This is a genomic window from Parabacteroides acidifaciens, assembly GCF_003363715.1.
Lineage (GTDB): Bacteria > Bacteroidota > Bacteroidia > Bacteroidales > Tannerellaceae > Parabacteroides > Parabacteroides acidifaciens.
This window is the reverse complement of the sequence record NZ_QREV01000038.1, coordinates 22,452-49,065: the sequence shown is the minus strand read 5'-3', so window position 1 is coordinate 49,065 and position 26,614 is coordinate 22,452. Positions and strand designations below refer to the sequence as shown.

24 protein-coding genes and 1 pseudogene are annotated in these 26,614 nt (G+C 41.9%); 10 read left to right on the top strand and 15 right to left on the bottom strand.

All coding sequences use genetic code 11. The features are described from left to right. Nucleotides 1-439: 439 nt before the first annotated feature. Nucleotides 440-988 (top strand): flavodoxin family protein, encoded by a 549-nt coding sequence (locus DWU89_RS14445; RefSeq protein ID WP_115500340.1) that lies wholly within the window; start codon nt 440-442, stop codon nt 986-988. Between the two features lie 35 nt (nt 989-1,023). Beyond that, nucleotides 1,024-1,869, top strand: a complete 846-nt coding sequence (locus DWU89_RS14440) for an aldo/keto reductase (RefSeq protein ID WP_115500339.1) — start codon at nt 1,024-1,026, stop codon at nt 1,867-1,869. 113 nt (nt 1,870-1,982) lie between these two features. On the opposite strand, the gene DWU89_RS14435 is transcribed toward DWU89_RS14440, so the two are convergent. Continuing rightward, the gene (locus tag DWU89_RS14435) at nt 1,983-2,570 is read right to left on the bottom strand and encodes a phosphoglycerate mutase family protein (protein ID WP_115500338.1); all 588 of its coding nucleotides are present in this window, start codon (nt 2,568-2,570) and stop codon (nt 1,983-1,985) included. A 155-nt stretch (nt 2,571-2,725) separates the two neighbouring features. Here DWU89_RS14435 and DWU89_RS14430 point away from each other — a divergent pair, with 155 nt between their 5' ends. Beyond that, a complete protein-coding gene (locus DWU89_RS14430) occupies nt 2,726-3,118 on the top strand; it encodes a hypothetical protein (RefSeq protein ID WP_115500337.1) in 393 nt (130 codons plus the stop codon). A 35-nt stretch (nt 3,119-3,153) separates the two neighbouring features. Here DWU89_RS14430 and DWU89_RS14425 read toward each other — a convergent pair whose 3' ends face one another. From DWU89_RS14425 to DWU89_RS14395, 7 genes are all read right to left on the bottom strand, one after another. Then, nucleotides 3,154-3,909 carry a hypothetical protein gene (locus DWU89_RS14425; protein WP_115500336.1) on the bottom strand — a complete coding sequence of 252 codons (756 nt, stop codon included), beginning with the start codon at nt 3,907-3,909 and terminating at the stop codon, nt 3,154-3,156. Between the two features lie 51 nt (nt 3,910-3,960). Beyond that, on the bottom strand, nt 3,961-4,953 hold the full coding sequence (locus tag DWU89_RS20895; protein WP_187574941.1) for a hypothetical protein: 993 nt from the start codon (nt 4,951-4,953) through the stop codon (nt 3,961-3,963). A 17-nt stretch (nt 4,954-4,970) separates the two neighbouring features. After that, on the bottom strand, nt 4,971-5,441 hold the full coding sequence (locus tag DWU89_RS14415; RefSeq protein WP_115500335.1) for a hypothetical protein: 471 nt from the start codon (nt 5,439-5,441) through the stop codon (nt 4,971-4,973). A 58-nt stretch (nt 5,442-5,499) separates the two neighbouring features. Continuing rightward, nucleotides 5,500-5,964, bottom strand: coding sequence for a hypothetical protein (locus DWU89_RS14410; RefSeq protein ID WP_147292121.1), 465 nt, complete (start codon nt 5,962-5,964; stop codon nt 5,500-5,502). A 95-nt stretch (nt 5,965-6,059) separates the two neighbouring features. Then, entirely contained in the window at nt 6,060-7,004 is a 945-nt protein-coding gene (locus tag DWU89_RS14405) for an EamA family transporter (RefSeq protein WP_115500333.1), read from the bottom strand. A gap of 17 nt (nt 7,005-7,021) precedes the next feature. Beyond that, nucleotides 7,022-7,609 (bottom strand): PepSY-associated TM helix domain-containing protein, encoded by a 588-nt coding sequence (locus DWU89_RS14400; RefSeq protein WP_115500332.1) that lies wholly within the window; start codon nt 7,607-7,609, stop codon nt 7,022-7,024. Next, nucleotides 7,594-8,247 (bottom strand): flavin reductase family protein, encoded by a 654-nt coding sequence (locus DWU89_RS14395; RefSeq protein WP_115500331.1) that lies wholly within the window; start codon nt 8,245-8,247, stop codon nt 7,594-7,596. The genes DWU89_RS14400 and DWU89_RS14395 overlap by 16 nt, the downstream gene beginning before the upstream one ends. Before the next feature lie 95 nt (nt 8,248-8,342). On the opposite strand from DWU89_RS14395, the gene DWU89_RS14390 reads away from it, so the two are divergent. The 3 genes from DWU89_RS14390 (at nt 8,343) to dnaB (ending at nt 13,256) form a co-directional block, all read left to right on the top strand. Beyond that, complete coding sequence (locus tag DWU89_RS14390; protein ID WP_115500330.1) at nt 8,343-9,182, top strand: AraC family transcriptional regulator; 840 nt, start codon at nt 8,343-8,345, stop codon at nt 9,180-9,182. Between the two features lie 99 nt (nt 9,183-9,281). Next, on the top strand, nt 9,282-11,657 hold the full coding sequence (locus tag DWU89_RS14385; RefSeq protein ID WP_115500329.1) for a TonB-dependent receptor domain-containing protein: 2,376 nt from the start codon (nt 9,282-9,284) through the stop codon (nt 11,655-11,657). A 69-nt stretch (nt 11,658-11,726) separates the two neighbouring features. Further along, nucleotides 11,727-13,256 carry a replicative DNA helicase gene (gene dnaB, locus DWU89_RS14380; protein WP_115500328.1) on the top strand — a complete coding sequence of 510 codons (1,530 nt, stop codon included), beginning with the start codon at nt 11,727-11,729 and terminating at the stop codon, nt 13,254-13,256. On the opposite strand, the gene DWU89_RS14375 is transcribed toward dnaB, so the two are convergent. Together DWU89_RS14375 and DWU89_RS21190 are read right to left on the bottom strand one after the other, a co-directional pair. Next, entirely contained in the window at nt 13,253-14,107 is an 855-nt protein-coding gene (locus tag DWU89_RS14375; protein ID WP_115500327.1) for a helix-turn-helix domain-containing protein, read from the bottom strand. The genes dnaB and DWU89_RS14375 overlap by 4 nt on opposite strands. 373 nt (nt 14,108-14,480) lie before the next feature. Then, complete coding sequence (locus DWU89_RS21190) at nt 14,481-14,615, bottom strand: hypothetical protein (protein ID WP_255419770.1); 135 nt, start codon at nt 14,613-14,615, stop codon at nt 14,481-14,483. A gap of 112 nt (nt 14,616-14,727) precedes the next feature. Between DWU89_RS21190 and DWU89_RS14365 the strand changes: the two genes are divergently transcribed. Beyond that, complete coding sequence (locus DWU89_RS14365; RefSeq protein WP_115500325.1) at nt 14,728-15,495, top strand: DUF6624 domain-containing protein; 768 nt, start codon at nt 14,728-14,730, stop codon at nt 15,493-15,495. 206 nt (nt 15,496-15,701) lie between these two features. Here DWU89_RS14365 and DWU89_RS14360 read toward each other — a convergent pair. Further along, nucleotides 15,702-16,676: pseudogene (locus tag DWU89_RS14360) on the bottom strand (serine hydrolase domain-containing protein); the annotation flags it as partial. Between the two features lie 288 nt (nt 16,677-16,964). Here DWU89_RS14360 and DWU89_RS14355 point away from each other — a divergent pair. Together DWU89_RS14355 and DWU89_RS14350 are read left to right on the top strand one after the other, a co-directional pair. Further along, the gene (locus DWU89_RS14355) at nt 16,965-17,567 is read left to right on the top strand and encodes a hypothetical protein (protein ID WP_115500323.1); all 603 of its coding nucleotides are present in this window, start codon (nt 16,965-16,967) and stop codon (nt 17,565-17,567) included. Nucleotides 17,568-17,689: 122 nt separating this feature from the next. After that, nucleotides 17,690-19,567, top strand: coding sequence for a glycoside hydrolase family 127 protein (locus DWU89_RS14350; protein ID WP_115500322.1), 1,878 nt, complete (start codon nt 17,690-17,692; stop codon nt 19,565-19,567). Between the two features lie 14 nt (nt 19,568-19,581). Here the strand turns inward: DWU89_RS14350 and DWU89_RS14345 are convergent, their stop codons facing one another. The 4 genes from DWU89_RS14345 to DWU89_RS14330 all read right to left on the bottom strand — a co-directional run bounded on the left by DWU89_RS14345 (nt 19,582) and on the right by DWU89_RS14330 (nt 24,142). Further along, nucleotides 19,582-20,883 (bottom strand): alpha-L-fucosidase, encoded by a 1,302-nt coding sequence (locus DWU89_RS14345; RefSeq protein WP_115500321.1) that lies wholly within the window; start codon nt 20,881-20,883, stop codon nt 19,582-19,584. A 5-nt stretch (nt 20,884-20,888) separates the two neighbouring features. Then, a complete protein-coding gene (locus DWU89_RS14340; RefSeq protein WP_115500320.1) occupies nt 20,889-22,064 on the bottom strand; it encodes a DUF418 domain-containing protein in 1,176 nt (391 codons plus the stop codon). 3 nt (nt 22,065-22,067) lie between these two features. Beyond that, nucleotides 22,068-23,108 carry an acyltransferase family protein gene (locus DWU89_RS14335; RefSeq protein WP_115500319.1) on the bottom strand — a complete coding sequence of 347 codons (1,041 nt, stop codon included), beginning with the start codon at nt 23,106-23,108 and terminating at the stop codon, nt 22,068-22,070. Between the two features lie 104 nt (nt 23,109-23,212). Then, nucleotides 23,213-24,142: a helix-turn-helix domain-containing protein gene (locus DWU89_RS14330; protein ID WP_115500318.1), complete on the bottom strand. Its 930-nt coding sequence runs from the start codon at nt 24,140-24,142 to the stop codon at nt 23,213-23,215. A 221-nt stretch (nt 24,143-24,363) separates the two neighbouring features. Between DWU89_RS14330 and DWU89_RS14325 the strand changes: the two genes are divergently transcribed. Next, entirely contained in the window at nt 24,364-26,610 is a 2,247-nt protein-coding gene (locus tag DWU89_RS14325) for an outer membrane beta-barrel family protein (protein ID WP_115500317.1), read from the top strand. The last annotated feature ends 4 nt before the right edge of the window (nt 26,611-26,614 follow it).

The following is a 26,614-nucleotide window of genomic DNA, read 5'->3' as shown; positions in this document are numbered from 1 at the left end:
CCGGAGAATCGAATATTTGAAAACAAAACGGACGGCGTTCCAAATATCCCAAGGAAATTCAGGTGCTTTTTTGCCCTGAAAACGGTCCTCTTTCCAATTACGACCGTCCAAATCGCCATTACGACCGTCCTAATCTTCGCGAGCTGCCGAGTGCACTACCTATTAGCACGGTCGCAATGGAAATTAGGACGGTCGTAATGGCGGAAAACGCTCGAAAAAGAGGAAAAAGTCCTTTTTCGAGGCCAAAAAAACGGATTAACATTTGTTTTGTTTCGGACGTTTTTCGAGCCTGAAAAATACGTTTTATACAATAAGCCCATGGAATAAATATTATAATCTGTAATTCGGGTACTATTATCCGTAATTCATCTACAAAGTGTCTTCTTGTAACGGTGTATTTTTGTTGCATGAAAAATAACCGATTAAATAATATGTAATTATGAGCAAGAAAGTATTTATACTATCATCCAGTCCCCGGCGTGGAGGAAACTCCGATACACTTTGCGATGAGTTTATGCGTGGCGCAGTTGAAGCCGGGAATGAGGTGGAGAAGATTTTCCTGGGAGACAAAACAGTCAATTATTGTACAGGCTGTAGCGTATGCAGCCAATATAAGAAACCCTGTCCTCAAAAAGACGATGCTGCCGAAATCATCAGCAAAATGCTGGCCGCTGATGTCATCGTTCTCGGAACGCCGGTTTATTTTTATGCGATGAGTGCGCAACTGAAAACAATGCTCGACCGTTGTTGCGGCCCCTATACGGAAATGACGAACAAGGAGTTTTATTTCCTTGCTGCCGCAGCCGAAGGAGATGAGGGGCGCCCTCTTTTGGAGCATGTTTTCGATAATCTTATGGGCTTCATCGATTGTTTGGAGAATCCGGTAGTCAAAGGGAAAATTCTTGCAACCGGAGTGTGGCACGTGGGTGAAATAAAAGGCAATCCTGCCCTACAGGAAGCATATGAGATGGGAAAGAAAATCTTCTGAAAGTCTTTTTGATAATCATATAGAAAAATGAAATTATGGATATAGTAAAATTGAATAATGGCGTCGAAATGCCGATCTTGGGCTATGGCGTCTATCAGGTGACACCTGAAGAGTGTGAACGTTGTGTAGCGGATGCTTTGAGTGTGGGGTATCGTTCTATCGATACGGCGCAGGCTTATTATAATGAGGAAGGCGTAGGCCGTGCTGTGAAGAAAAGCGGTATTGCCCGTGAAGATGTTTTCATCACCACTAAAGTATGGATTTCCAATGCCGGCTATGAACAGGCGAAGGCATCCATCGACGAATCTTTGCGCAAATTGCAAAGCGACTATGTGGATTTGCTGCTGATTCACCAGCCTTTCAGCGACTACTATGGCACTTATCGCGCCATGGAAGAAGCCTACAAAAACGGCAAGGCTCGTGCTATCGGTGTGAGCAATTTCTATCCCGACCGTTTTGTGGATTTAGCGGAGTTTTGCGAAATCAGACCGATGGTCAACCAAGTGGAAACACATGTATTCAACCAGCAGGTAGAACCGCAGAAAATCATGGAACGTTACGGTGCGCGTGTCATGTCGTGGGGCCCGTTTGCCGAAGGGCGGAATGACTTCTTTACAAATGAAACTCTAAAAGCAATTGGTGAAAAGTACGGCAAGTCAGTAGCACAGACAGCGTTGCGTTTCCTTATTCAACGAGGCGTAATTGTTATTCCGAAGTCCACCCGCAAAGAGCGTATGATTGAGAATTTCAATGTATTCGACTTTGCTTTGACGGATGAAGATATGCAGGAAATAGCCGGACTCGACCAGGGAAAAAGTCTGTTCTTCTCGCATTATGACCCGGAAATGATAAAATGGTTGGTCGATTTGGTGAAAAAATAGTCGGGTTAAATAATGAATTATAGATTAGACCTCGCCCTATTTGCTTGTATTATGGCAAATAGGGCGTTTAATTTAATATTGTAATCTGTAATTGGGGTTATGATGTTTCCATATTATGGCATCCATTCAATTATGCCATCTGTCGGATTATTTTTCAACCATTCTGTAAACTCAGTGTAAGTACGAACACCGCCTTGAATTACAGCTTGATAATAAACTATGCCCATAATTTTCTCCGTATCGGGAGTTTCGTATTTAAGTCGCAGAATTGCTTGTCGTGTCTCTTCGGTAAGGAGTTTAGATATACGTTCGGCAACTTTCTCAAAATAGCCATCGTATGTAGACCCTTTTTCAATGTGAATCATATCCAATTGCCAAAGATCTTTGTTTTCATCTTCATACCAAGCGTGCCATTCAATACATTTTTCGTCGGTATCTATGAGATTCCCATACTCAATACGCTTGATACGTGGATGTTGAGCCAATTTTGTCATTGCGGAAAAACTATCGGCAACATCCAACCTTTCAGTATAAATATGAAAATCAATATCCCGATGCTTCATAAGTAGCCCTGTTTTGAGCGAGCCGACAAGATTAATGGTTGCGCCTGCATCTTGCCAAATTCCCATAATGTTAGTATCTCTGATAATCTCCCACGCTTTGTCTTGATTCTTTGTTGCAATTTCTTCAATCTGCTTCATATTTCCATTTTTTAGCTTGCAAATATAGGAATATAAAGCTTATGCTTAAATAGTTATTTAATAGATTTGATGTTGTGTAGATACCAAAGGCAGAGAAATGAGTTGTCCGGTATCTGGTAAATCTATAACTTTGTGCACTGTAAACTGTATTAAACATGAAATTCACAATAAAGTCATTGTTTCATAAAGAACAGGACATAAAGGAAATTGTAAAGCAATGGATATTATCTATTGATAAGGAACAGAGTATACCGGAAGATATTGTTGCGTTGAACTTTGGGTTGTTTGAGCCTTATGGCATAGAACTGACAGGTGCGAAATGTTATGATGAGAAAAACGACGATTGGGCTTGTGAAGAGGACTATGTGCCAGAACACCGGACATGCTCGGATTTGAATATTCCGGTAAATAAAGGGTGGGAAGATGTGTTGAATGATATGGTAGCTTTGCTGAAAGAGCTTATTAGAGAATTGCCGGATCTACAATTGTGGCAAGTGGAACATATCACTACCGGATTTTCGGAAGGGGATTTGATAAGGGTTAAGTAGACCATAAAAACTTGCTGAAACAATGGTTTGAAATGTTAATCAAACCAGTTCAGAATGCAATGAAAGTATTTTCTTTTACTGAGAGATAGATGTTTAAGCTCTCTGTCGCTAAAAATCATATGTGCTCTCGGTAATTTTGCGATTTTGCCATCATTTATGTTTTTTTGAATTTGTAGAAGGAAAGCATCACGATTTTCCAGTCGATCAAAAAGACGTTGGCGCCAATCTTCGATTTTACCATGCCGCCACTCAAAATAATTAGGGTCCCAACTATTTGAAATTTTGGTAATTTCCGTTTTTACTTTGTCAATAAAATTAGGGTTGTTTATATAAAGAGCAATCATGAACTCATATTCCAATACTTTTGATTGAAGTATGGGGCTACTTTGGACAAGGATATAAGAAAAATACCATTTTAATATTCCGAAAATATCTTTTACTGAGACTTGATCCTGAACACATGTTCCAATTTGCTTTCCAGTAAGATCGATCGCTTTCTTTATGGTATCCTGATTAGCCAGATAAGAAACATCTAACTGCATTTTCTTTGCATTGTACATTTGTTGCATGAAAATCCCATCTTTCATATTCATATTATTGTTTTCTCTCCATAAGGGATAGCACATGAAGTGGGGACGATATTCTTCTCCTCCTATAAGAGGCATTAACCTGATTCCGATAACCGCGATATCCAGTGTCATATAAAAGGCTGTAGGAGAAAAAGCTGTTAAACAAGGGAATGCTTCTCCCCACAATTTGTATATTTCTTTTTTTTCTTTTGTAGAAGCCATCAGTTTTAATTTTTAAAGCGAATTTAGGTGTAATATTAGTTACATGATTATTTATTCATATATATCGTCAAAATATATACCTTTCAAACCGAATTTTTTCATTTTTATTTCTGTTTCTAATCCAACCATTATTAATGGTGATTTCTTTTCCTCCGAACCAAATTCTATATCAGAACGGTAAATGAAGTCATTCGAAGGAAGTGTGAAGTTTTTAGATTTAAAACCGGGGCTACTTCCATAAGCACCTTTAAATCCACCACAAGAAGAGCAACATTCTTCAAATTTAATTTTTTGTCTTATCGGATCTAATGGGAAGATGTTTAATGGTGTGAAATAATAATTGCCTGGTGATTTAGGAAATTCTTTGAACTCTAAATTGGGATAATGATTTAGTGTACAAAAGTTTTTAAAATCTTCAGTCACGATACAGAAGCTGTCATAAGTATATCTTAAACATGATCGTTTATTTGAAACTATAAAGTTGGGATTAATTTCACGTTTCAAAGGAGTATGGCATACAGGACAAATATTTGGAGGAAGTGTTTTATACATGTCTTTACACTCGTCTGGTCCCATAAGTGTTCTTGCAATTGCCGTAGTCTGATTTTTGGGTTTTATATCGACTGAAAATTCAACTGCCGGTTTGCCCAATATAGAAGGAATTGAAATTAAGTGAATAGGAGAAGGCATATCTAACTTGTTGAGTTCTTCCCAATTTCCATATTTGTAATCCCAGTATTGAAGATCATCCAGCTTCATGTTCTCTATATCTAAAAGAGCAGAAACAGGGCAATTATTCTCTTTAATTTTTAGAAGAATGTATGGTGTAGAAAGTTCAGCTTCAACATTTGTAGAGTTGGTGATCGGTTTTACCCAAAACTCATCTTGCCCTTCTACATCTTCTTCTTCCAATGCATATATCCATATAGGATACTTTTCTAATTCGGATAGATAAATTTCTTCAAGAGGTACAGCTTTACCTGTTGTATATTCTATTCTATTTTGATTTCGAAATATCTTCGAAAAAAGATTATTTAAAAACATACTTTTCTGTTATTTTATTATGGGGTAACTATTGTACATCCAATTTGAACGAAAAAGTCTTTCATGTCATTATTGAATCTATTTTTATCAAAACTCTTGATTACTTGTGGATATTTTAATGATTCAAGAAACTTCAAAAGTGTGTTACCAATGATATTGAATCCTTCTTTTTCGTTTGATTGGTAGAATGATTCAAAATCCAAATCCATACTGACAGCAAGTATTTTGCAAAAGTGATTTTTCTCACCCTGGATAAATGGATTATTCAGGGTTACATCGCTGTAATATTTAGTCCTTTTAGGTTTATTAAAAGGTCTAAATGCAGGACTGACACATATGAATTCTATATAGTAACTTTCTACTGAATCAGAATAGAACCTATCTTTAAAAAAAACATTCATTTTTTCTTCCAATGATAATATCTCTTGAAATTTAGTCGTATTATCAAATTCTATAGAAAGCACAGGCGGGTTTAATGCTATTTCCATATTAATTATATTGCATCCGATTTATATGATATTTACAGTTTTAAGATACGTATATGTTTTATAATATGCATCCCATTTGAACGAAAAACTCCCTCATGTCATTATTGAATCTCTTTTTATCAAAATTCTTTATTGCAGAAGGATATTTTAATTCTTCGAGAAATTTCAAAAAGGATTGTGCTATTATATTATAGCCTTCTTCTTTGTTTGAAGGAAAGAAGGTTGCATAATCCAATTTTAATTCGAAGAATAAATGGTGTTTAAGATGAATCTCTTCCGGACCAGGCAGGCCTTTTGCTTTTAATATTTTGTCCTCATAATATTTGGGGCGCCTTGGTTTGAAGAATTCATCAAAGCCAGGACTGACACAAATGAGTCCAACACTGTACTCTTCCACCTTATCCAAGTATAGTTTATTATGAAAGAATGTTTCCATTTTTGAGTTTAGCTCATGTATATCATCATATTTTGTTGTCTTCCCGAACTCAACAGAAAGAATGGGGCAATTGATTGAAATCTTCATGTGTTTATTTGTTTGGTCGGTGAAGGTATAAAAAAATATATTATTTAATGGATGAAATTTTGTTTTTTTGTAGATGTGTTGCATATTAGATAATTTCATTTCGGTTGCCAAGGTTTATGAAGTATTTGTCCTATATAAGTAATAGCAACGGTTAATGTTCGAATTTGAATTGATTTACCAATTATTATTAGAATTACAGCTATTAGTATCATCATAATGCCAACAGCCAACCGTAGCGTGAATATTTCATTGAATATAGTAATACCGATAATCACCGCAGTGAGTGGTTCCAATGCGCCCATGATAGCAGTAGGTGTTGAACCTATTTGGCGTACTGCAATTACCATAAATACTAAGGATATAACAGTAGGAACCAATGCAAGCATTATAGCAAACATCCACATAGAAGAGGTTGTAAGTAACTGTAAATGGTTGTTGCTGTCAAAAAATGATTGAACCATGATAGTTAATGTACAAAATAGCAGAACATAAAACGTTAACTTTATAGATGACATTCTTAAAGAGGATTTATTTACAGCAACTATATAAAGTGCATAAGAAAGGGAGGATAGCATAACAAGCGATACTCCCGTTGCATTCAACACGCTACCATTATTCCCTTTGTATAATAGTCCTATGCCCCCAATAGCCAGAAGAATAGATAAAACCGTAATTAAAGACACTTTTTCTTTAAAGAAAATAGCCATGATGACAGTTACAATAACAGGATATACGAACAGAATTGTAGACGCTATTCCTGCATCCATGTAGTGGAAACTTAGGAACAGGGTCAGCGAAGATGCCGCAAACAAAATCCCTAACCCTGCCAAAATCCCTAATTCTTTTCGTGTAACCCTGAACGATTTATTTTGTATAAACATTAACCCACCGAGAAAAAAAGCCGCAAGTAAGAAGCGGTAAAATAATACAGAGTTAGCGTTTATTCCAGCTTCATAAAGAGATAATGCCCCAAGTGGATTTGTACCATAGCTGATTGCTGCAATAATCCCATAAATTGTACCTTTAAATTTAGCATCCATTTTATTATGTAATTTATCTATAAAATTAAAACCAGCGCAGGGATTAATATACCTGCTAATAATTCAATTCCCCCTATTCCGAACAAACCTCGTTTACCTTTATTCATTAGAATACCACTTATACATATCAATATAAGGCATACCGCAGATAGGTCTGAGAAATAGGTCCACCATGTTCCCGGATTATAATGGAGAAATGAGAGTTGATAAAAAACCGGTCTTTTCTTTATTCCTTCATAAGCAACATTTCCTGTTTGAGTATCAAGAATATAGGATGAGCCACTTTTCAAGAAAACTTTCACTGTTGAGTTATTCGGATAAAAATGTTTGATATAATTATCCTGCTCGCCTACCTCTTCTAACAACTGTATTATTTCATTTTTATTAAATTTATGGGAGGTAGGGAATGTCCCCTTCACTGTATAATTGTTTACAGTTATATAGTATTTCGGATTAAAATTCTTTAAATGATTCATAGTTATGCCTGATACTGCATAAATAAGAATTACTCCCACAAAGAAAAAAGACAGGTGGGTGTGAACCGTCCTGCAATACCGTCGGAACGAATTACGTGTAACTAATTTATTTTTTATTTCTTTATCCATATATTGGTTATTTCTGAAATAAAGAGTTGGTGTTTAGAAGGCTCGTTGTTATAAGATTCTTCCATAATTTTCTCTTTATAAGGTTGAGTCAAATTTGCATAGTCCATCTCTTGAACGAACATTTTCTTACATTCTATAATCATTCGCGCCTCTTCAAAACTCATTAGTCCGGAAGGGGTTTCCAATGGGGTCAACCCTGCTTCTGACACTTTATCAGTATCTCGTCCCGATTTTGTTCCACAAATTCTAAGTGCTCCCCGATATTCTTCTGTAAAAAAACTTAGTGTAAAACTTTCTTCTCGTTGCAAAAATTGATAAGTATGCCTTGAATCACGGACTACGATAAAAGTAGATGGTCTGCTCCACATATCGCCAATCGCTCCCCACGATGCTGTCATTGTGTTATAAGAACTTTTATTCCCTGCTGTCACCAGCATCCATTGCTTACCTATTAAGTCTATTACGTTATCAGGAAGGTCGGTTGCTTCCATCCGGTCATAATGAGATTTCCAACCTGTAGTACTTGTGCTGTCTTCATTCTGAGTGAAGACTGCTTTGTCTGATTTTTTACTGTTTTCCATACATGAAGTAATTAAAAAGGTACCTAAAATCATTGATAATAATGTTATCTTTTTCATTTTCTGTTATTTAGTTAATGATTATTTTGCAAAGGTAGGCGGAAATAGAATTAAAATACTTGTATCCAAATTACATTATTTTGTATATTTGCGCTATGAGAAAGTGCAGCCAGTTTGAATCATTAAAGATTATAGATGTAATTGAGGAAGAATATTCTTGCGAATTACATGCCCAAGACCATTTTGAAATCATCTATATTCATTATGGGTGTGGGGATCATTTCTTTAATGAAGTTACAATTCCTTATGAAAAAGGGGATTTATTTCTGCTTGCACCCGGTGACCGCCATTATTTCACAGTGAAAACAGTAACGCGCTTTACCTATATTAAATTTACTTCAAGCTATTTTGAGACTTATGACCGCTCCTATAAGTCCTTTTCACGAGAAATAACTCCAACTTCCATCATGGAAATTCAATGGCTGAAAGAGGACAAGATAACGGTGAGTGAACCTTGCCAGACTATATTGAAGAATATTTTTGAGAATATTATCCTATATAATTCAACGGTTAACGTACTTCGTTCGTCTATTGTGTATTATCATATTCTTTCCATTTTCGGAATGATAAAAGAATACATTGAGAACCGGAATATTGAATTAAAGAAGAAAACTCCCACTAACGCTCATATAGCAGCATACATTCAAGAGAATATATCTAACCGTGATTGTATTTCCATCAATATGATTGCTAATAATTTTAATATTTCGCCATCTTATTTCAGTACTTATTTCAAGCGGAATTTCGAGATAAGTTATAAAGAATATATCGAAAAGATGCAATTACAACTCATCAAGCGTAGATTAGAAACCGGAGAAATCAAGTTGAAAGAAATTGCGGATGAATTTGGTTTTACAGATGTAAGCCATTTATCCAAATTCTTTAAAAGGCATGAAGGTATTAATCCTTCTGCTTATAAAAACGTAGGAAAATAGGAAAATGATAAGACTAAATAACACTCCGTAAGTGAGTGATAACACAGTTTCTCCCTGGAAGGTTCTTTCTTTGCATTGTTGAACAAAAAAAGAACGAAGATGAAACGAATACTTTATTACTCGCTGGTTTTATTGGTTGCCGGTTGTGGCATGTTGCAGGCGCAGGAACGGATTCACGGTAAAGTGGTCGATAAGGAGGAACAGCCCGTAGACGGAGTGGCTGTCGTATTGCAAACATTGGATTCTACTTATATAGATGCTGTAGTAACAGATAGTCTTGGCGTTTTCTTGTTGAATCGGGAAGCCGGTCAGACTTACCGTCTGTTATTCCAGCATTTGCTGTATGAACCGGCCTGTAAAGAGGTTTCGACAGCGGATGTCGGAACAGTCCTTTTGACTGAAAAGGATTATGAGCTGGAGGGCGTCGTGGTAAAAGCTGAGCGGCCACAGGTGAAAGTCGAGAATGGCGCATTGAAATATGACGTGCCTCAACTGATGAAAGATAAGGCTGTCAGCAATGCTTTTGAAGTCGTGAAAGAGATACCCGGCGTGATCGGAACAGACGATGCCGTTCAACTATTGGGTGCCGGCAGTCCGAGCATTGTGATCAACGGGCAACTGACGACCATGTCGGTCGACCAGCTGATCAGTATGCTGAAAACAATCCCGGCTTCCCGGGTGAGCAATGTCGAGATCATGTATAATGCTCCTGCCAAATATAATATCAAAGGAGCTATGATCAACGTCGTGTTGGATCAGACGGTTGCCGAGAAAAACATGTTACAGGGAGAGGTGGGAGCCGATTACCTTCAACGGCATTATGCGGCTGGGAAAGCACATGGCAACTTGCTTTATTCCACATCCCGCCTTAATATCGATTTTCTGGTCAACGGAGGTAAGGGACGTAACTATATGGGAGAGGAGATTCTGGCCCGCCATACCTTAAAAGACCAGGTGACGGAGGTCAACCAGTCTGACCGTGGCAAACGTCATGGCACCGACGGAACGATGCGCCTGGGAATGGACTATACTTTTAAGAATGACGACAAACTGTCGGCTGCCTACTATCTTACGGCAGGTAAGTCCGATATAACCCGTGTCGCCACTACGACTTTCCATACATTACAATCGGAACAGCCGGCAGAAGAACGTTTCAGCCGAACCTATGTTGAAGGGAACAATGCGTTGCATAATGTACGTGTCCAGTATGACGGCCATTCCGGACTGATGGCGGGAGCCGATTTCACCCGCTATCGCTCACCCGGTTTCCAGACTTTCGTCGACCGGAACAGCGAAAGCGTCCTGACGGACTTGCAGAACAATTCCAAACAGGATATTTCACAAGGAGCACTATTTATTAACCATACCCGCACTTTTGGAACCGGGTGGACACTGAATTACGGTGTCCATGGCGGTTTCACCTCCTCGAAAACCTATATTGATTACTTATATAATAAAGGTAATGGCTACGAGCTTGCCCCGGATGAGCTGGAGAATAACCGCCAGAAAGAATATAGCGCAAATGGTTTTCTGGAAGTGTCGAAGAGCTTCGGTTCGCATTTCTCGGCGACCGCTTCTCTGAAAGCCGAATATTTCAAGTCCGACTATACTTCCAATGGCGTGAAATCCACACTTTGGAATGATTGGGCCTTGTTCCCGAACGCTTCACTTAGTTATACGGTCAGTCCGATGCATGTCCTACAATTGGATGTAAGCAGCGACAAGACATATCCGTCTTATTGGGATGTCACTCCGCAGGCGAGCCCGCTTAACTCTTACTCTGTCGTGTTAGGTAACCCTTCGTTGAAACCCTATCGCTCTTACAGCGGCCAGCTTCTTTATATTCTGAAGCAGAAATATACGTTCCTGGCTTTCTGTGACTATGTACCTGATTACTTCGCTCAGTTACCTTACCAGAACACATCGGAGCTGAAGAATATTTTCCGGTACGAGAATATGGACTATCAGTTGCAGTTCGGGTTGGCCGTGATCGTTCCTTTCCGTGCCGGTGAGTTCTGGAACAGCCAGGTGACGTTGCTTGGCGGGCGCATACAGGAAAAACTGGATCATTTTCACGATCTGTCATTCGACAATGGAAAATATTTCGGGCAGTTCAAGATGAATAATACGTTTGTCCTTTCCAAAGCCCGTCCGAATCTGAAGTTGGAATTGAACGGCTATTTTGTGACAGGAGCTATTCAGGGAGTCTATGAGGTTGGTCATATATCAGATGTTTCAACCGCCCTGAAGTGGCAGTTTTCCGATGATCGTGCCACATTGATACTGAAGTGGAACGACATATTTCAGAATAACGACCCGCATCGTCTGGATATCGACCAGCCCGGCCAATATAGCCGTATCCGGATGCTGAACGACCATCGTTGTCTGACCGTTTCTTTCATCTGGAAGTTCGGAGGATATAAGCAGAAACAGCACGAAGCGGTAGATGCTTCCCGGTTTGGCAAATCGATGTAATATTTTGTTCAGGGTTCGGAGAACCGGATAAAAAGTATTACTTTTGATGCCCGATAATTATATAGAACGATGGCTGAAAGAGGAAATAATACAGGAGGAAAAGGAAAGCGGAAACCGGTTGTAGTACCCGATATGGGGCGTTTGCAGCCACAGGCACGCGAGCTGGAAGAAGCCGTGTTAGGAGCCTTGATGCTGGAAAAAGATGCTTATTCCATAGTTAGTGAAATCCTGAAACCGGAATGTTTCTACGAAAAAGCGCATGAGAAAATCTATGCGGCTATTGTAGACCTGGCGATCAGCCAGCGTCCGGTGGATATGCTGACCGTCACTGAGCAACTGAAGACGCGTGGTGAACTGGAAGACGTAGGCGGTCCGTTCTATATATCCCAGTTGACCAGCAAAGTAGCCAGTAGCGCCCATATCGAGTATCATGCCCGTATCATCGCCCAGAAATATCTGGCACGGGAGTTGATCTCTTTCACGGCCATGATACAGGGTAAAGCCTTCGATGAAACAATCGATGTGGAAGACCTGATGCAGGAAGCCGAAGGAAAACTCTTCGAGATATCCCAGCGTAATGTCAAGAAGGATGTGACCCAGATCAATCCGGTAATCAAGGAAGCTATGGTGCTGTTGGAAAAAGCGGCCAACCAGAAGGAAGGTTTGAGCGGTTTGCGTACCGGTTTTGAAGGGCTCGATAAAATGACTTCAGGATGGCAAAATTCCGATCTTATCATCATTGCCGCCCGTCCTGCGATGGGTAAAACGGCGTTCGTGCTCTCTATGGCTAAGAATATGGCGGTGAACCATAATACGCCGGTCGCTTTGTTCTCGCTTGAAATGAGTAACGTCCAGTTGGTAAACCGTCTGATCGTGAACGTTTGTGAGATTCCGGGCGAAAAGATCAAGAGCGGCCGTCTGGAAAACTACGAATGGGAACAGCTGGACTTCAAGATAAAAGAATTGTATGATGCACCGATCTATGTCGATGATACGCCGAGCCTCTCTGTGTTCGAATTGCGTACGAAAGCCCGGCGTTTGGTTCGCGAACATGGTGTCAAGATTATTATTATCGACTACCTCCAGTTGATGAATGCGAGCGGTATGAGTTTCGGTAGCCGTGAACAGGAGGTAAGTACCATCTCCCGATCCTTGAAGGGATTGGCGAAAGAATTGAATATCCCGATCATCGCCCTGTCTCAGTTGAATCGTGGCGTCGAAGCCCGTCAGGGAGTCGAGGGGAAACGCCCGCAGTTGGCCGACTTGCGTGAGTCCGGTGCCATCGAGCAGGATGCCGATATGGTATGTTTCATCCACCGTCCCGAATACTATAAGATTACGGAGGACGAACGGGGTAATTCCTTGATCGGTCTGGCCGAGATTATCATAGCCAAGCACCGTAACGGTGCGGTAGGGGATGTGCGCCTCCGTTTCAAGAGCGAGTTTGCGAAGTTCATGAATGTGGATGAGGACATTCCTGTCCGTGAGTTCGCTTCCAATATGAACAGCTCGGGCCCGATAGAGGCTATGCCGCCGATACCACCTGCCGGAGCCGATTTCCTGGCCCCGGCTCCGGGAAATAATGAGGTCCCGTTTTAAGTTTTCATTTGGGATTTTTTCCTGATCTCTCTTGGGGGCAATCCGTATTGCAGCTTACAGAATTTGGTCAGATGGGACTGGGAAGAGAATCGCCAGTCCAGCGAGATTTCCTGAAAAGATTTATTCGTTGTTTTTATATCGTGCAGGATTCCTTCTGCACGTTTTTTTTGCATCCAGCGGAATGCCGATTCGCTGAAATAACGCCGGAACTTACGGTTAAAAGAGGAAAGGCTTATGTTTGCTTTTTCGGCCAGCTCTTCCACTGTGGAGACCGTACGGTAGTTGGTGAGAACAAACTGGTTAAATTCTTCATTTTCGTTTATAATGGGATATAAGAAAGTGGCCAGTTCTTCTTTTGAATAATAAGTCCGGAAAAGGATACCTAATTCTTCCAGTTTGCCTTCATGTATGCGGGGGCAATCGACTTTGCTATTTAGATATGACTTTAAGAGTGATAGATAATCCGGCATCTCTCCCCGAAAAGGAAGCGTGTTGTAATGATAGATAATGCTTTTCTTTAACCGGGTGAGATTAGAAAGTTGGACCCGGTTACAGACCTGAGGCATTTTTAAAAAGGAACAGACGATCAGACTGCTTTCCTGCTCCGCATTGATTGCTATCCGGCATCCGATCGGCAAGAGGGCTATTTCCTGTTGCTTCAACGTATGGTTGTAGCAGGCATCGCAATCGATGGTTATTTCTCCTGTAAGCAAGAAGATGATTCGTGTAAATTCATTCCTGGTTTCTGTAAATCTCGTCTCGGATTTTAGTTCGAATGAACGAAATTTACAAGGGGAAGGAGTATTGTAATAATGGCAGTCAATCTGTTCTGTCTCTTTAAAATTACCCATACTAAATATCTACTTTTTCTTAAAAACTCTTGCCGCAAATATAATAGATATGCTGCTGAAATTTGTGGCGGATATACGAAGATGTAAAAGAAGTGGCAACCAAGTTTGAAAGAATCTGTTTGCCTTGTGTTTCAAAAGGAGGAATGGCCTGAAATAGACCGGCCTGGTTTTCGATAACCGAAAATCCAGGCCGGAAGAGTTCTAAAAAACGAAAATAGGGTAAAAACCATTCCTCTTCGCAGAGGTTAGAAAGTCTGGTTAAAATAGCTTTTTGTTTAGATTACAAAGTTACTCTTCCGGCTTCTATCATCTCTTATATAAAAAAAGCATTTACTTATACTTTTCGTCTCGTTGGTTTGTTTCTTATTCCTGCTTATTTCCCATCCGAAGAATCTTTCCCGCTTATATCCAATATATCTTTTACGATATGCCAGACAACAAACAAAATCATGACTCCCCCGATCAGGATTCCACCGACTTTTATGACTGCTCCAATATATTCATCCATGTTTTCCAAGTATTGATTTTGTAAATATAGGAATAATGTAATCACTTGCCCATATTCTCTGGAAAAATATTTCATATATTTGTTACTCAAAAAGATATTACAAGAAACGACCATGAGAAAGAAAATAATATGTTTGATCATCGCCATTACCGGCACAGCCATAACAGCTGAAGCGCAAAGTTTATCGGAACTGAAAGATAGTTGTTATTCTTATCTTGCCTCACATGATACTGCCGCTTTCAATGCGACCTATGTTAAACTGCTCGATGCAATCGAGAAGGATATGGACCCTGAAATATACGAGATACGGAATGAACTGAATGATATCCGGAGTAAGGATCAGAGTATTCGAATTCTTTTGATGGATGCAATGAAAAAGTATGGAAGGGAAGACAAGCGTACGTTGGATATAAGAAAGATTATGCGTGAGATCGATTTAAAGAACGGCTTGCGGGTGCAGCAGATCATCGATGCTTACGGCTGGTTGGGGATTGATGACATAGGGGAAGATGCCAACGAGACACTATTCCTCTGTATCCAGCATATTAATGAATTGACGGTGCAAACCAAATATCTGGAGGCCGTGAAACAAGGAAATGCAAAAGGATGGCATTATGCATTCCTGACAGACCGTATTCTTATGAATCAAGGTAAACCCCAGGTGTATGGTACGCAGACAATTACTTCAAACAACAAAGTCTTTATCGTTCCTTTGGAGAACCCGGATAAAGTCGACGAATTGCGTAAAGAGATCGGACTTGCTCCTTTGAACAACTATATGCAGGATTTTGGCAGCGAATGGTCTTTGGATAGTTATAAAAAGAACTTGCCGGAGATCCGGACCGTTTTCCAGCGTTGGTATCAGAATAAACCGGAATAAGTAGGGTTATAACCGTAAAGGAAGGAACAACCCGGCAGATAGAGTGAATGATGCGGAATGTGTGCCCCTTCCATATCCGCCCGCTATTCATGTCACAGCTATGAAACACAAGAAATCCAAATGTAACATACAAGGAAGACAACTGTGACATGAATAGAATACAGCCGTAACATGCAATAGAGGACCGGAGTTTATCCGTTATTTATTTATAATGCCGGCAATATATGTTTCCAGATCAGATTGATTTCCGCTTGCATGTCGTTAATGTTGGCTGTTGTTACGATGACAGCATCCTTTTCGGGTAATACGATAATGTATTGGCCTGCTGCGCCGTCTGCCCGGAACCCGTTATGCCGGCAACGCCACATCTGGTAGCCGTATCCTTGTAACCAATCGCTGTCCTGGGGCTTCATCGTCAGGTTTTCGGGGCGCATTCCGGAAGGTAAGGAGGCTATTTTGGATGTTGTGGCCTCTTCGATCCAGGATTCCGGTAAAAGTTGCTTGCTGTTCCATTTTCCTTTTTGCAGGAAGAGTTGCCCCATCTTTGCCAGGTCTTCGGTTTTAAGATACAATCCCCAGCCGCCGCAATTGATACCCTGCGGGCTTTCAGTCCAGGAAGCGCCTGTGATTCCCAATGGCTGGAAAAGGCGGGGAGTGAGGTAGTCGATCACTTTCTGTCCGGTCACTTTCTGGACAATAGCGGAAAGCATATAGGTTCCGAGGCTGTTATATACAAAAAATGTACCGGGTTCATGTACGACAGGTATGGCCAGAAAGCCTTGAACCCAGTCTGTCCCTTCTTGCTTGCGGACCAAGCCGGTCGGATCGGCATCGTGCCCGCATGACATGGTCAGCAGGTGGCGGATCTCCATGTTTTTCAGATTCGGACTGATTTCTGCCGGGAGTTTATCGGGGAAGAAAGAGATGACCTTATCCGTCACTTTCAGTTTCCCTTCTGCAACGGCAAAACCGATGGCTGTCGCTGTAAATGTTTTGCTGACGGAGTTTAATACGTGCGGTTTGTTTTCGTCGCCTTCGCCCATCCATTTTGCGGCAATGACTTTACCGTGTTGGAGCACCATGATGCTGTGCAGGTCCTGCTTGGAGTTTTCCACATCTTTCAGATAGTTATCCATTGCCTTCACCATTGTCTTTGGGGTTGCTGCGCGGGGTAAATCCTGTGCGGTGCCTGTTTGTCCCGAAAAAGAAAGAACTGATGCATATACCATGCATCCGAAAATCAGTTTGCTTATCTTGCCTTTTTTCATAATGTATATATGTTTATTGTAAGAGATTACATTGTGTAGTCTTTTCTGCTTCCAAAGATAATAAAATCTGTGTATTATACCAGGTTAAATAAACGTGCAATCTGGCTGATATCGATTCTTTAAGATACTTGAAGGATTTTAATGAACTTCCCGATAGGGTGATTCGACTCTTTTTTTGTCTTTATAAAAAATAAAGATGATATGTGCAGATGTTGGCTGATCCTTTTATTTCTTGTTCTATATCCGGTGGTTCTTTTCGCTCAAAATTCTTTGCAGGAGGATTCGATCTGGGTGTCCGAGATGTTGGCGGGTAAAGATACGATACGGATTAATCCGGAATACCTGAAGGCGATCGAGGAGGGGACGTTGATCAATATGGGACAGCCATCGGAATATGCTCCTTCGGAACTGCCTGTTTTGAAAGATTTTTCGGAATATATAAAAGCTGATACCCTTTGTCGGGCGTTGGAGTTGGATTCGATTTCTCCAGCTGTTTTCTGGCTGTATCCTGCTGATACGGCTGGTATGCATATCCGGGGAATTGTATATAAACCGCTTAAATCACTGGTCATACGTGACCGGATTCGGTTTGGGAAACTGCCTCTTTATGGAAAAGTAGGTACCCAGAACCTTTTCTTGCCGGAAGTGAAGGATGGACAGCGAAGAGGCTCGGTAGGAGCGACCCTCACCGTCGATTTCTCAATGGAAGATATGCTGCGTTACGTCTTCTGGAAAAGTGAACGGGATAAGAAACGCAACAGAAAACGGGATTTCACCTGGAAGCATTATAATTCCTATCCTTGACCGGTCATGGGACTGTCTTGAATATCAATTGTCATAAATGGCAGGTATTCTGTCAATTTTGTAACTATGTCTTTATCACTTACTTTTTATTTTTGCTTTCGTAATTCTTAAATCCGTTTATTATGAATATTTTGTCCTGCGTAAAAAGTATTTCTATCCTGTTGGCTTGTTCCTGTTCGATGACAGGTGTGGCGCAAATTGTCAATAACTCTTCTGTAAAACAGGTTAAAATATCCGGTTATGTCGGAACCCGTATAGATGATTGTATCGCACATCGTGTAAAAGCACAGGATGTGGATCATTTGGTCGAACCTTTCCGCCACCAGGATGAAAAGTCACGTTGGCAGAGCGAGTTCTGGGGGAAATGGATACAGGGGGCGATCGCTTCTTACCGGTATAACCAGGATCCCGAACTGTACCAGATCATAAAGAATGCTGCGGAATCTTTGATGGAAACCCAGTTGCCAAACGGATATATCGGTAATTATGCGCCGGAATATCAGTTGCAGCAATGGGATGTATGGGGACGTAAATATACCTCTTTAGGCTTGATTGCCTGGTATGACCTCTCGGGCGATAAGAAAGCATTGGAAGCGGCCTGTAAAGTGGTCGACCATTTGATGACACAGGTTGGTCCCGGTAAGGTTGATATCGTTTCGACAGGAAATTACGTCGGTATGCCGAGTTCTTCCATCCTGGAACCGGTGATGTACTTGTATAACCGGACAAAAGAAGCGCGCTATCTCGATTTTGCCAAATATATTGTCGGACAATGGGAAACAGCCGGAGGTCCGCAATTGATCAGTAAAGCCATTGCTGATATTCCCGTTGCGAACCGTTTCCCGCATCCTAAAACCTGGTTTTCGCGTGAGAACGGGCAAAAGGCTTATGAAATGATGTCCTGCTACGAAGGTTTGCTGGAACTATACAAAGTGACAGGCAATCCGCTCTATCTTTCCGTAGTGGAAAAAACAGTCGGGCATATTATCCGGGAAGAGATTAATGTCGCCGGATCGGGTAGTGCTTTTGAATGCTGGTATGGGGGAGAAGAACGCCAGACGCAGCCGACTTACCATACGATGGAGACTTGTGTGACTTTCACCTGGATGCAGCTTTGCAACCGTTTATTGGGTGTTACGGGCAATTCTTTGTATGCCGATTATATGGAGACGGCCATTTATAATGCATTGATGGCGTCGTTGAAGGCGGATGCCTCTCAGATTGCGAAATATAGCCCGCTGGAAGGTTGGCGCCATGAAGGGGAAGAACAGTGCGGGATGCATATTAATTGCTGTAATGCGAACGGACCGCGTGCCTTTGCTATGATTCCGCAATTTGCTTATCAGGTTCAGGACGATTGTGTACATATCAACTTTTATGCTCCTTCCGAAGCCGTTCTGGTTTTGCCCGGCAAGAAACCGGTTCAATTGAAGCAAACCACGGATTACCCGGCAACAGACCGGATCGATATAGAAGTCAATCCTGCTAAAGAAACTGCTTTTACGATTGCTTTGCGTATTCCGGCATGGAGTAAGATGGCGACGGTTTCTGTGAATGGACAGCCGGAAAGCGGTGTTCTGCAAGGGGCCTACCTGCCTCTCAACCGCAAATGGAAAAAGGGTGACCGGATAAGCATCGAGCTGGATCTGCGTGCCCGTCTGATAGAGAAAAATCAAGCGCAGGCCATTGTCCGAGGCCCTGTCGTCCTGGCTCGTGATAGTCGTTTCGGAGATGGTTTTGTAGATGAAACGTCTATTATCGTCAGCAAAGACGGGTATGTCGAGCTGACTCCTGTGGCTGCACCAGGTTTTGCCTGGTTGGCTTTTACGGCTCCGATGGTATTGGGGACGGATCTTGAAGGTGATCGCGCCCCCAAACAGATTCATTTCTGCGATTTTGCATCAGCCGGTAATACTTGGGACAAGACACAGCGTTACCGGGTATGGCTGCCCAAGACACTGAATGTGATGTATTCGCCTTATAAACCGTATAATCAATAAAAGAATATCCTGTTTTACAGATCCAGTTCTATCACATAGTCGATGTCTGTCGGTACTTCTGCCAGTTTCAGGACAACACCTTGCTTGTCTTGCGTAAACTTGACGGGTGTCTTATCTGTGAACATGACTGCTTTCTTGATCTTTTGGTCTGTGATGGGCAGGAAAAGACCTTTGTCTTGCAGGTTTAGGATGTGGACGTATAGTTTGTTGCTTTTCTGTGTCGTCACGCCCCAGTCATGAGGAGGAACGATGCCGCCGCGGGTCCCGTAGATCGTTTCGCTGTATATCTTCATCCATTCTCCCATTTCTTTCAGGCGTTCGACAGAAATGGCAGGCAGTTCCCCGTTGGGTTGCGGGCCGATGTTCATCAGCAGGTTTGCATTCATTCCGGCGGCTTTCACCAGATAATGGATCAGTGTTTTTGTCGATTTGTAATCCTGGTCGGTGATCTTATATCCCCACATACCGTTCATTGTTTCGCAGGTTTCCAGCGGGAGCGGGCTGACTTCCTGCCCTGAAAGCCCGGCATTGTTTTCTCCGGGCAGGTCACGCTCGAAGATCTGTATGTCTTCGCCGGGGAAAGGCGTCTGGTGATGGTTGTTCCCGACCAGGCAGGCCGGTTGCAGTTTATGTATCATGGCATACTGTTCGGGCAATTGCCAGTCGAAGCCCGGGTTCTGGTCCTGGTCCCACCAGCCGTCAAACCAGATAGCGCCAACCGGACCGTAGTTGGTCAGCAGTTCCGTCAGTTGGTTATTCATAAACTGGTAATAGGTTTTCCACTCCCCGTGTGTCGTGCGTCCTGTTCCGTGGCCGGTTCGTCCGAGCGGGTAATAGTCATTCCGGTACCAGTCGATATGGGAATAGTAGAAATGGATTTTGATGCCTTGTTTATGGCATTCATCCGCCAGTTCTTTTACAATATCCCGTTTGAAAGGGGTTGCTTTCACAACGTTGTAGTCGGTGTATTTACTGTCGAACATCGAGAAACCGTCGTGATGGCGGGTTGTGAAACAAATATACTTGGCACCGGATGCCTTGATTGCCGCAACCCATTCGGCTGCATTGAATTTGGACGGATAGAAGCCACCCGCCAATTTGGCATACTCCTTATAATTGAGATTCTTGTTATGCATCGCCCATTCTCCGTCCGCCAACATGCTGTAGATGCCGTAGTGGAGGAAAATACCGAATTTATTATCCTGAAACTCTTTTCTTGCCTGTACATTCTCCGGAACGGGAACATACTCCTTTTGTGCCAGTGCCGGGAAGGCAAGACTGGCTGTCAATAATAGACTTAATACTCTCTTTTTCATTTATATTATTTATTTGTACCTATCCAAGTCCATTTATGCCAAATAGACTCCAACGGTCCTTGTTTATATTTGCCTAACCACCATTTACTGAATTTTATCTGCAAAAGGAATGTGAAAATTCCAATTAGTAAGCTAACCGTATATCCGCAATAAGGAGCAAGGTAAAAACCGAAGGGAAAGTAAATGATTACTCCAATGATGGATTGGGTTATGTAGTTGGTCAGACTCATTTTTCCGTAAAAACGCAGATTATTAACAGCCTGACTGAATTTCCGGCTCTGGTAAAGTAGAATGAAAGACGAAACCAGGACCAATGTGAAAGCTAACTTTTGCCACATGTCAAATGCAGTTCCGACAGTTTGCTGTACAATTGCGTCGTTCCCCATAATAAGCTCTTTTAATGTGTATAGGGGAGCAAATGCAATAGCAGATATTATCAGGGTTTTTACCCAAAAACGAAGGTTGTTCTCTGTGGTTACGAAAAGTTGCTTTCTTCCGATGTAGAAGCCTAAAAGGAACAATCCGGCTGTTTGGAAAAAACGTCCGGCATTTACGGCCCACAAGAAACTGGCTTTTTGTCCTAACGTGATATTGCCTGAAATGAAATCCCAAAAGCTTCCGTTTTTGGTGTATTCCGCTACTTCAGCATACATTTCACCTACTTTAAGGTCGGGTAGCTGGTGTGCCGGATTTATCAGATTGGCAATATAGTGATACCATTCGACCGGTTGTAGCAAGAAAATAATGGCCGTTATGATAATAGATTTGTCACTCCAATTTCGAGTAAGGAACAATACTAACCCGACTACTACAAACAGAAGCAAAACGTCTCCAGCCGGGAAAAAGGCCGCGTTTAATGTGGCAAAACCAATCAACAGGACCAATCGCCACAGAAAGCGATAACCAAAATCCTTTCCCTGTTTCTTTTGATTATTGCATTGAATGTAGAATGTAAATCCGAACAGGAGGGCAAAAATGGCATAGGCTTTGCCTGCAAAAAGGGTAAATACTCCGTTAAAAACACCTTGGTCTAAGATATGAAGCCAGTTAGGGGAACTGGCCGGATAGACCGGAAATATGAAATGTTCCAAATTATGAACCAGAATAATAGCCATTACAGCAAAGCCGCGTAAAGCATCCACGACTTCAATACGAGTTTTTTTGTTTGTCAGTTGTTCCATGAGTTATTTATTTAGCATTGTTTTAATTTTTTTATTCGCCGGCTTTTCAAAGTAGTAATAAGAAAGCAGGCTTAATAGAATAACCGTGCAGAAAAGAACGGGTATCGAAATGTACCATGCGATCTGAGTAGTACTGCTTTTTTGCCATTCTACATAAAGCTGTAGTACAAGAAGGTGTATCAGATAAAAACTGTAACTGATTTCTCCTCCAATAATAAAAACACGGTTAGACAAAATACGCGAAATGACTCCCTTTTGGAGTGAGAAGCTTAGTAAAATGGCTGCAACAGGTAACCAATAGTAGCAGGAATAGCGATATACTTTGGGGATTTCGGCTGCATAGAAATAGAAGCCGGAGAACACTGCTACAGCTGTGATCTCAAATAGACTTCCCTGTAAAAAAGTAATGTCTTTATTTTTTAGCCGTTCATATAATTGGAATAGCAACATGCCGACAATGAAATCCGGAAAACGGGTTATCGGATTGACATACCAATATTCTTTTATATTCTCTTCCGGTGTAAAGTACATACCTATAAAAATCAAGATGGCCATAAATCCAAAAACATAAAGCAAGCGCTTGTAATTTTTTGTCAATGGTATAAGAAATGGAAAGCAAATATAAAAAAGCTGTTCGCAACATAAACTCCACGAAGGACTGTTGAACGAGAAAAAATAGTCAGCTTTGGGTATATAGGCATTTGTTAATGTGAGCGAAGCTAAAAAATGCTTGAGCCAGTCCACAATCCCGGATGTTATGACATAGCCACCTAAACCTGCGGCAATAAATAATGTCAGCCAGTGCAGGGGATAAACGCGAGCTATGCGTGCTACCCAAAAAGAACGTTTCGTTATAGTGCTTTTTTGTAGTTTCTCTTGATAGTTATATGCTATGATAAAACCGCTTAATACAAAAAAGAAACTGACACCGACAAATCCTTCTTTGAAAAAATGGGTATTGAAAAAGTCGTTGATTATGTAACAGTGTGCTCCGAAAACCATTATTGCGAATATAAATCGCAACGATGTTAATGTATTAATCATAATTCAATGCTTATCGTCTTTTCATATATATGTCAAATAAATACGACAAATATACGAAAAGTATGCTTGGACGTACCACATATGCCTACTAAAAGTAACTCAACTTAAAGCTGAGATAGCTTTTCGCTTTGCAGTTCCAATATATAAGCACGTCCCCGGTCGGTCGTGATTTTCAGATTCGTGTTTTCTTCGATAAGGGGCCGGAGCCTGCGGATAAGGGTGTTTAAGGTCTCGTCGGCGTTGATTTTCCCCGGCCATAAGGTCTCACATATCTCAGTCCGTGCCAGGATGTGTGTCGACGATAAATAGAACATCTCCATTAATGAATATTGCTGAGGAGTGAGTTTCAGTTTGTCTTTGTTCTCTTTATAGAAATAGTTTTTGCTGCAGGATAAAGTCAGGTTCCCGTATGAGATTTCAGGCTCGTCGGCCTTCTCCGTCGTTTCTTTTTCTTCTTTGTGACGGAGTTGGAAAAAGGCTGTTACTGCAAAAGCAACAGCCAGTAGCAGAAAAATAACCGGCCATGTTTTGTTCATCAGTCCGAATGTATCCAAAGGCGAACAGTTTGCATAGCCCTGAAAAGAGATACCCAGGTTATTTTGCAGGGAATCTTCGGCCGGAACTTGTGCCGATAGCCAGATGACCGTATCGCTTGCCAGATAGTGCTCGGACAGTTCCTTTCCTGTAACAGGTTGCGGGTTAACTGCTTCTTTTTGGTTTTTGACTTGGATAATCAGCCCTGTTTTTTCCTTTTTCAGTTCGGAGAAGCTGAGTGCTTCCGCAAAATCGCGGTTATAGCTTTCGATGGAGACGGGATTCCCGAATAATGAAGACAGGTGCGAGTAGGTCCGGAGACTGTCTTGGCTCATCCACAGATGGCTTTTTTGCATGATGGTTTGTTGTAGCGCCTGGTTCAGATCGCTGATGATCGCCCGTTGCGTTTGGGTATAGTTATGGAAGCCAAAGCTGAACGAGAGCGCCAGCATGACGAATGTGAATAATAAGGATAAATTAGCTGTTAATCGTGTGTTCATCGTTCTTTCTGTCTGCATCATATAATAAAACTAACGTTCGAAGGTAAGGATTTATTATAGAAAGTAATGCCCTGAAACCTCAAAATCGTCAGGAATAGGCTGAATGACCGGATGTCATGGATTTGTCAGATAAATGTCAGGCAGTTGTACGGCTTTTATTTATGATGTCGCTTGGCGGAAGGTCTACTTTTGCCTCTGTTGTTTAAAGGTGAAAAGATCAGATGAAAAAATTATTGTATTTATTTATTGCATGCCTTTTCGTTGCAGGGACGGCAGGACAGGAGAAAAAGAAATATGAGTTGAAGGAGTTTGCTGCCGATTCATTGGGTGTCCAGCCGTCGCTGCTCGATTCTCTTCCAGAGATCAGCATTGTTGCTTCCAAACCGCTGGTAAAGGCGGAGGTGGATAAGACTTCCTATAACGTGGCCGACGATCCGGATTCCAAAACGAATACGCTTCTCGAGATGCTTCGGAAGGTTCCGATGGTGACGGTAGACGGAGATGACAATGTGAAGGTCAACGGGAGTGGCAGTTTCCGTATATATATGAATGGGAAGCCCTCGAATATCCTGTCCAACAACCCGAAAGAAGTCTTACGCAGTATTCCCGCCGGAACGGTAAAAAAGATTGAGGTGATAACCGATCCCGGCGCTAAGTATGATGCCGAAGGGGTAAGCGGCATCTTGAATATCGTGACAAAGAATTCGGATTTCGAGGGCTATAATGCCAGTGTGCAGGCTTTGGTCATGAACCAAGTCCGGATGTTTGGCGGCTATGGTACGATGAAATACGGGAAATTATCGCTTTCCGCCAACTATTCTTTCAGTGACTACCGGATGAAAATGGAGACGGATTATAGACGGCACCAGCTTAACACGCCGGAAGAATCCTATCTGCAGGTCTTATCGTCAACCAAAGATAAGACTCCGGGGCACTTCGGCGGACTGGAGGCCAGCTATGAGATAGACACGCTGAATCTGATAGCAGTTTCGGCTTCTTTGAATATTGCACGTAATGAGGAAACTTCCCATAGCGGCTATGATATGCAGGATTCCGGAAACCATCCTGTCTATGCTTACAATCAGACTTCGGACGAACGGGAGAAATGGGGAAGCAGTTCGGTTAAAGTCGACTTTCAGCATCTTTTCAAACGGAATAAGGAGGAGATGTTGACTGCTTCCTGGCAATATGATTATATGCCGGATGATGTCACACAGTATCTGGATATTACGGATAAGAAAGGGGATTCTCCCTCTCTCCAATACCTGAACGCCTTCAACCGGCAGGTCAACCAGGCTAATGGACGGGAACATACGCTGCAACTGGATTATGTAAATCCTTTCCGTGAAAAGCACCGTCTGGAAGGCGGCCTGAAATACATCCGCCGCAACAATAGGAGTGAGGCGTTGTCTGAAAAGAGAAATCTGGAATCGGATAGCTGGCAACCTGCCGATTTCCAGCCGGAGATAGAATATGAGCACATACAGAATATTATGGCTGCTTATGCCGGTTATACATTTTCTTTCGGTAATTGGAGTATGAATAGCGGGTTGAGAATGGAACATTCCTGGCAGGATGTAAACTATAGACAGGGAAACGGCACGGACTTCGATTACCGGGCGACACATTGGGTTCCGTCACTGTCAGCCTTGTATAAACTGAGTGACCGGCAACAGTTGCGCCTTGCCTATAATATCCGTTTGCGGCGTCCGGGAATCGGTTACCTGAATCCTTATGTGCTGATATCCGGAACCAGTATCAGGTATGGAAATCCGGAGCTGGTTGCCGAAAAGAACCACCGTGTCAACTTGTCGTACAGCTATTTCGGGTCGAAGCTGAATGTGCAGGCAACAGTACTCTATTCCCGGGGAAACGGTACGATCAGCGCATACCAGTTTCTCGACGAAGAAGGCGTGCTGAACAGGACGTATGCAAATCTTTCGAAATTCAATGCGGGCGCCCTTACGCTATATATGGGATATAACCCGACTCCCAAAACATCCGTTTCTTTGAATGCAATCTTTCAATATCTCGATTATCACCCGGTAAAGAAGTATGAGGCGTATTTCCCGGAAGGCGGCAACTCCGGTTTCAGCGGATCTGTCTTTGCTAATTTCAGCCAGAAGATAGGGACTGGCTGGCGGTTTGTCCTTTCGTCCGGTGTTATGCGTCCGGAGATTAGCATCGGGCGGGTGCCGGAAACCTATTATTTCTATAGCTGTTATCTGGGGAAAACGTTTTTGAATGACAAACTGACGATAGCCTTGCGCGGACAGGATTTTGCGGAATCTTACCATGTGTCGAGAAGCAAAGAGTCTTTTGCAGATTTTGAATCCCGCCAAAAGACAAAGAAGTTCGGCCGGACATTCGGTATCACGTTTAGCTATAGTTTTGGCAATCTGAAAGAAAAAGTCAGGAAGGCGGCACGCAGTATCGAGAATGATGACCTGACAGGAAAGGATAAATAAAAAA

Excerpts from the sequence above, each read along its gene's own strand:
- DWU89_RS14355 (WP_115500323.1), top strand. The coding sequence starts at position 16,965 with ATGTGCAGATGTTGGCTGATCCTTTTATTTCTTGTTCTATATCCGGTG.
- DWU89_RS14350 (WP_115500322.1), top strand. The coding sequence starts at position 17,690 with ATGAATATTTTGTCCTGCGTAAAAAGTATTTCTATCCTGTTGGCTTGT.
- DWU89_RS14445 (WP_115500340.1), top strand. The coding sequence starts at position 440 with ATGAGCAAGAAAGTATTTATACTATCATCCAGTCCCCGGCGTGGAGGA.
- DWU89_RS14430 (WP_115500337.1), top strand. The coding sequence starts at position 2,726 with ATGAAATTCACAATAAAGTCATTGTTTCATAAAGAACAGGACATAAAG.
- dnaB (WP_115500328.1), top strand. The coding sequence starts at position 11,727 with ATGGCTGAAAGAGGAAATAATACAGGAGGAAAAGGAAAGCGGAAACCG.
- DWU89_RS14375 (WP_115500327.1), bottom strand. The coding sequence starts at position 14,107 with ATGGGTAATTTTAAAGAGACAGAACAGATTGACTGCCATTATTACAAT.
- DWU89_RS14340 (WP_115500320.1), bottom strand. The coding sequence starts at position 22,064 with ATGGAACAACTGACAAACAAAAAAACTCGTATTGAAGTCGTGGATGCT.
- DWU89_RS14330 (WP_115500318.1), bottom strand. The coding sequence starts at position 24,142 with ATGAACACACGATTAACAGCTAATTTATCCTTATTATTCACATTCGTC.
- DWU89_RS14425 (WP_115500336.1), bottom strand. The coding sequence starts at position 3,909 with ATGGCTTCTACAAAAGAAAAAAAAGAAATATACAAATTGTGGGGAGAA.
- DWU89_RS14390 (WP_115500330.1), top strand. The coding sequence starts at position 8,343 with ATGAGAAAGTGCAGCCAGTTTGAATCATTAAAGATTATAGATGTAATT.
- DWU89_RS21190 (WP_255419770.1), bottom strand. The coding sequence starts at position 14,615 with ATGGATGAATATATTGGAGCAGTCATAAAAGTCGGTGGAATCCTGATC.
- DWU89_RS14335 (WP_115500319.1), bottom strand. The coding sequence starts at position 23,108 with ATGATTAATACATTAACATCGTTGCGATTTATATTCGCAATAATGGTT.
- DWU89_RS14435 (WP_115500338.1), bottom strand. The coding sequence starts at position 2,570 with ATGAAGCAGATTGAAGAAATTGCAACAAAGAATCAAGACAAAGCGTGG.
- DWU89_RS14345 (WP_115500321.1), bottom strand. The coding sequence starts at position 20,883 with ATGAAAAAGAGAGTATTAAGTCTATTATTGACAGCCAGTCTTGCCTTC.
- DWU89_RS14400 (WP_115500332.1), bottom strand. The coding sequence starts at position 7,609 with ATGGATAAAGAAATAAAAAATAAATTAGTTACACGTAATTCGTTCCGA.
- DWU89_RS14405 (WP_115500333.1), bottom strand. The coding sequence starts at position 7,004 with ATGGATGCTAAATTTAAAGGTACAATTTATGGGATTATTGCAGCAATC.
- DWU89_RS14325 (WP_115500317.1), top strand. The coding sequence starts at position 24,364 with ATGAAAAAATTATTGTATTTATTTATTGCATGCCTTTTCGTTGCAGGG.
- DWU89_RS14395 (WP_115500331.1), bottom strand. The coding sequence starts at position 8,247 with ATGAAAAAGATAACATTATTATCAATGATTTTAGGTACCTTTTTAATT.
- DWU89_RS14365 (WP_115500325.1), top strand. The coding sequence starts at position 14,728 with ATGAGAAAGAAAATAATATGTTTGATCATCGCCATTACCGGCACAGCC.
- DWU89_RS14415 (WP_115500335.1), bottom strand. The coding sequence starts at position 5,441 with ATGGAAATAGCATTAAACCCGCCTGTGCTTTCTATAGAATTTGATAAT.
- DWU89_RS14440 (WP_115500339.1), top strand. The coding sequence starts at position 1,024 with ATGGATATAGTAAAATTGAATAATGGCGTCGAAATGCCGATCTTGGGC.
- DWU89_RS14410 (WP_147292121.1), bottom strand. The coding sequence starts at position 5,964 with ATGAAGATTTCAATCAATTGCCCCATTCTTTCTGTTGAGTTCGGGAAG.
- DWU89_RS20895 (WP_187574941.1), bottom strand. The coding sequence starts at position 4,953 with ATGTTTTTAAATAATCTTTTTTCGAAGATATTTCGAAATCAAAATAGA.
- DWU89_RS14385 (WP_115500329.1), top strand. The coding sequence starts at position 9,282 with ATGAAACGAATACTTTATTACTCGCTGGTTTTATTGGTTGCCGGTTGT.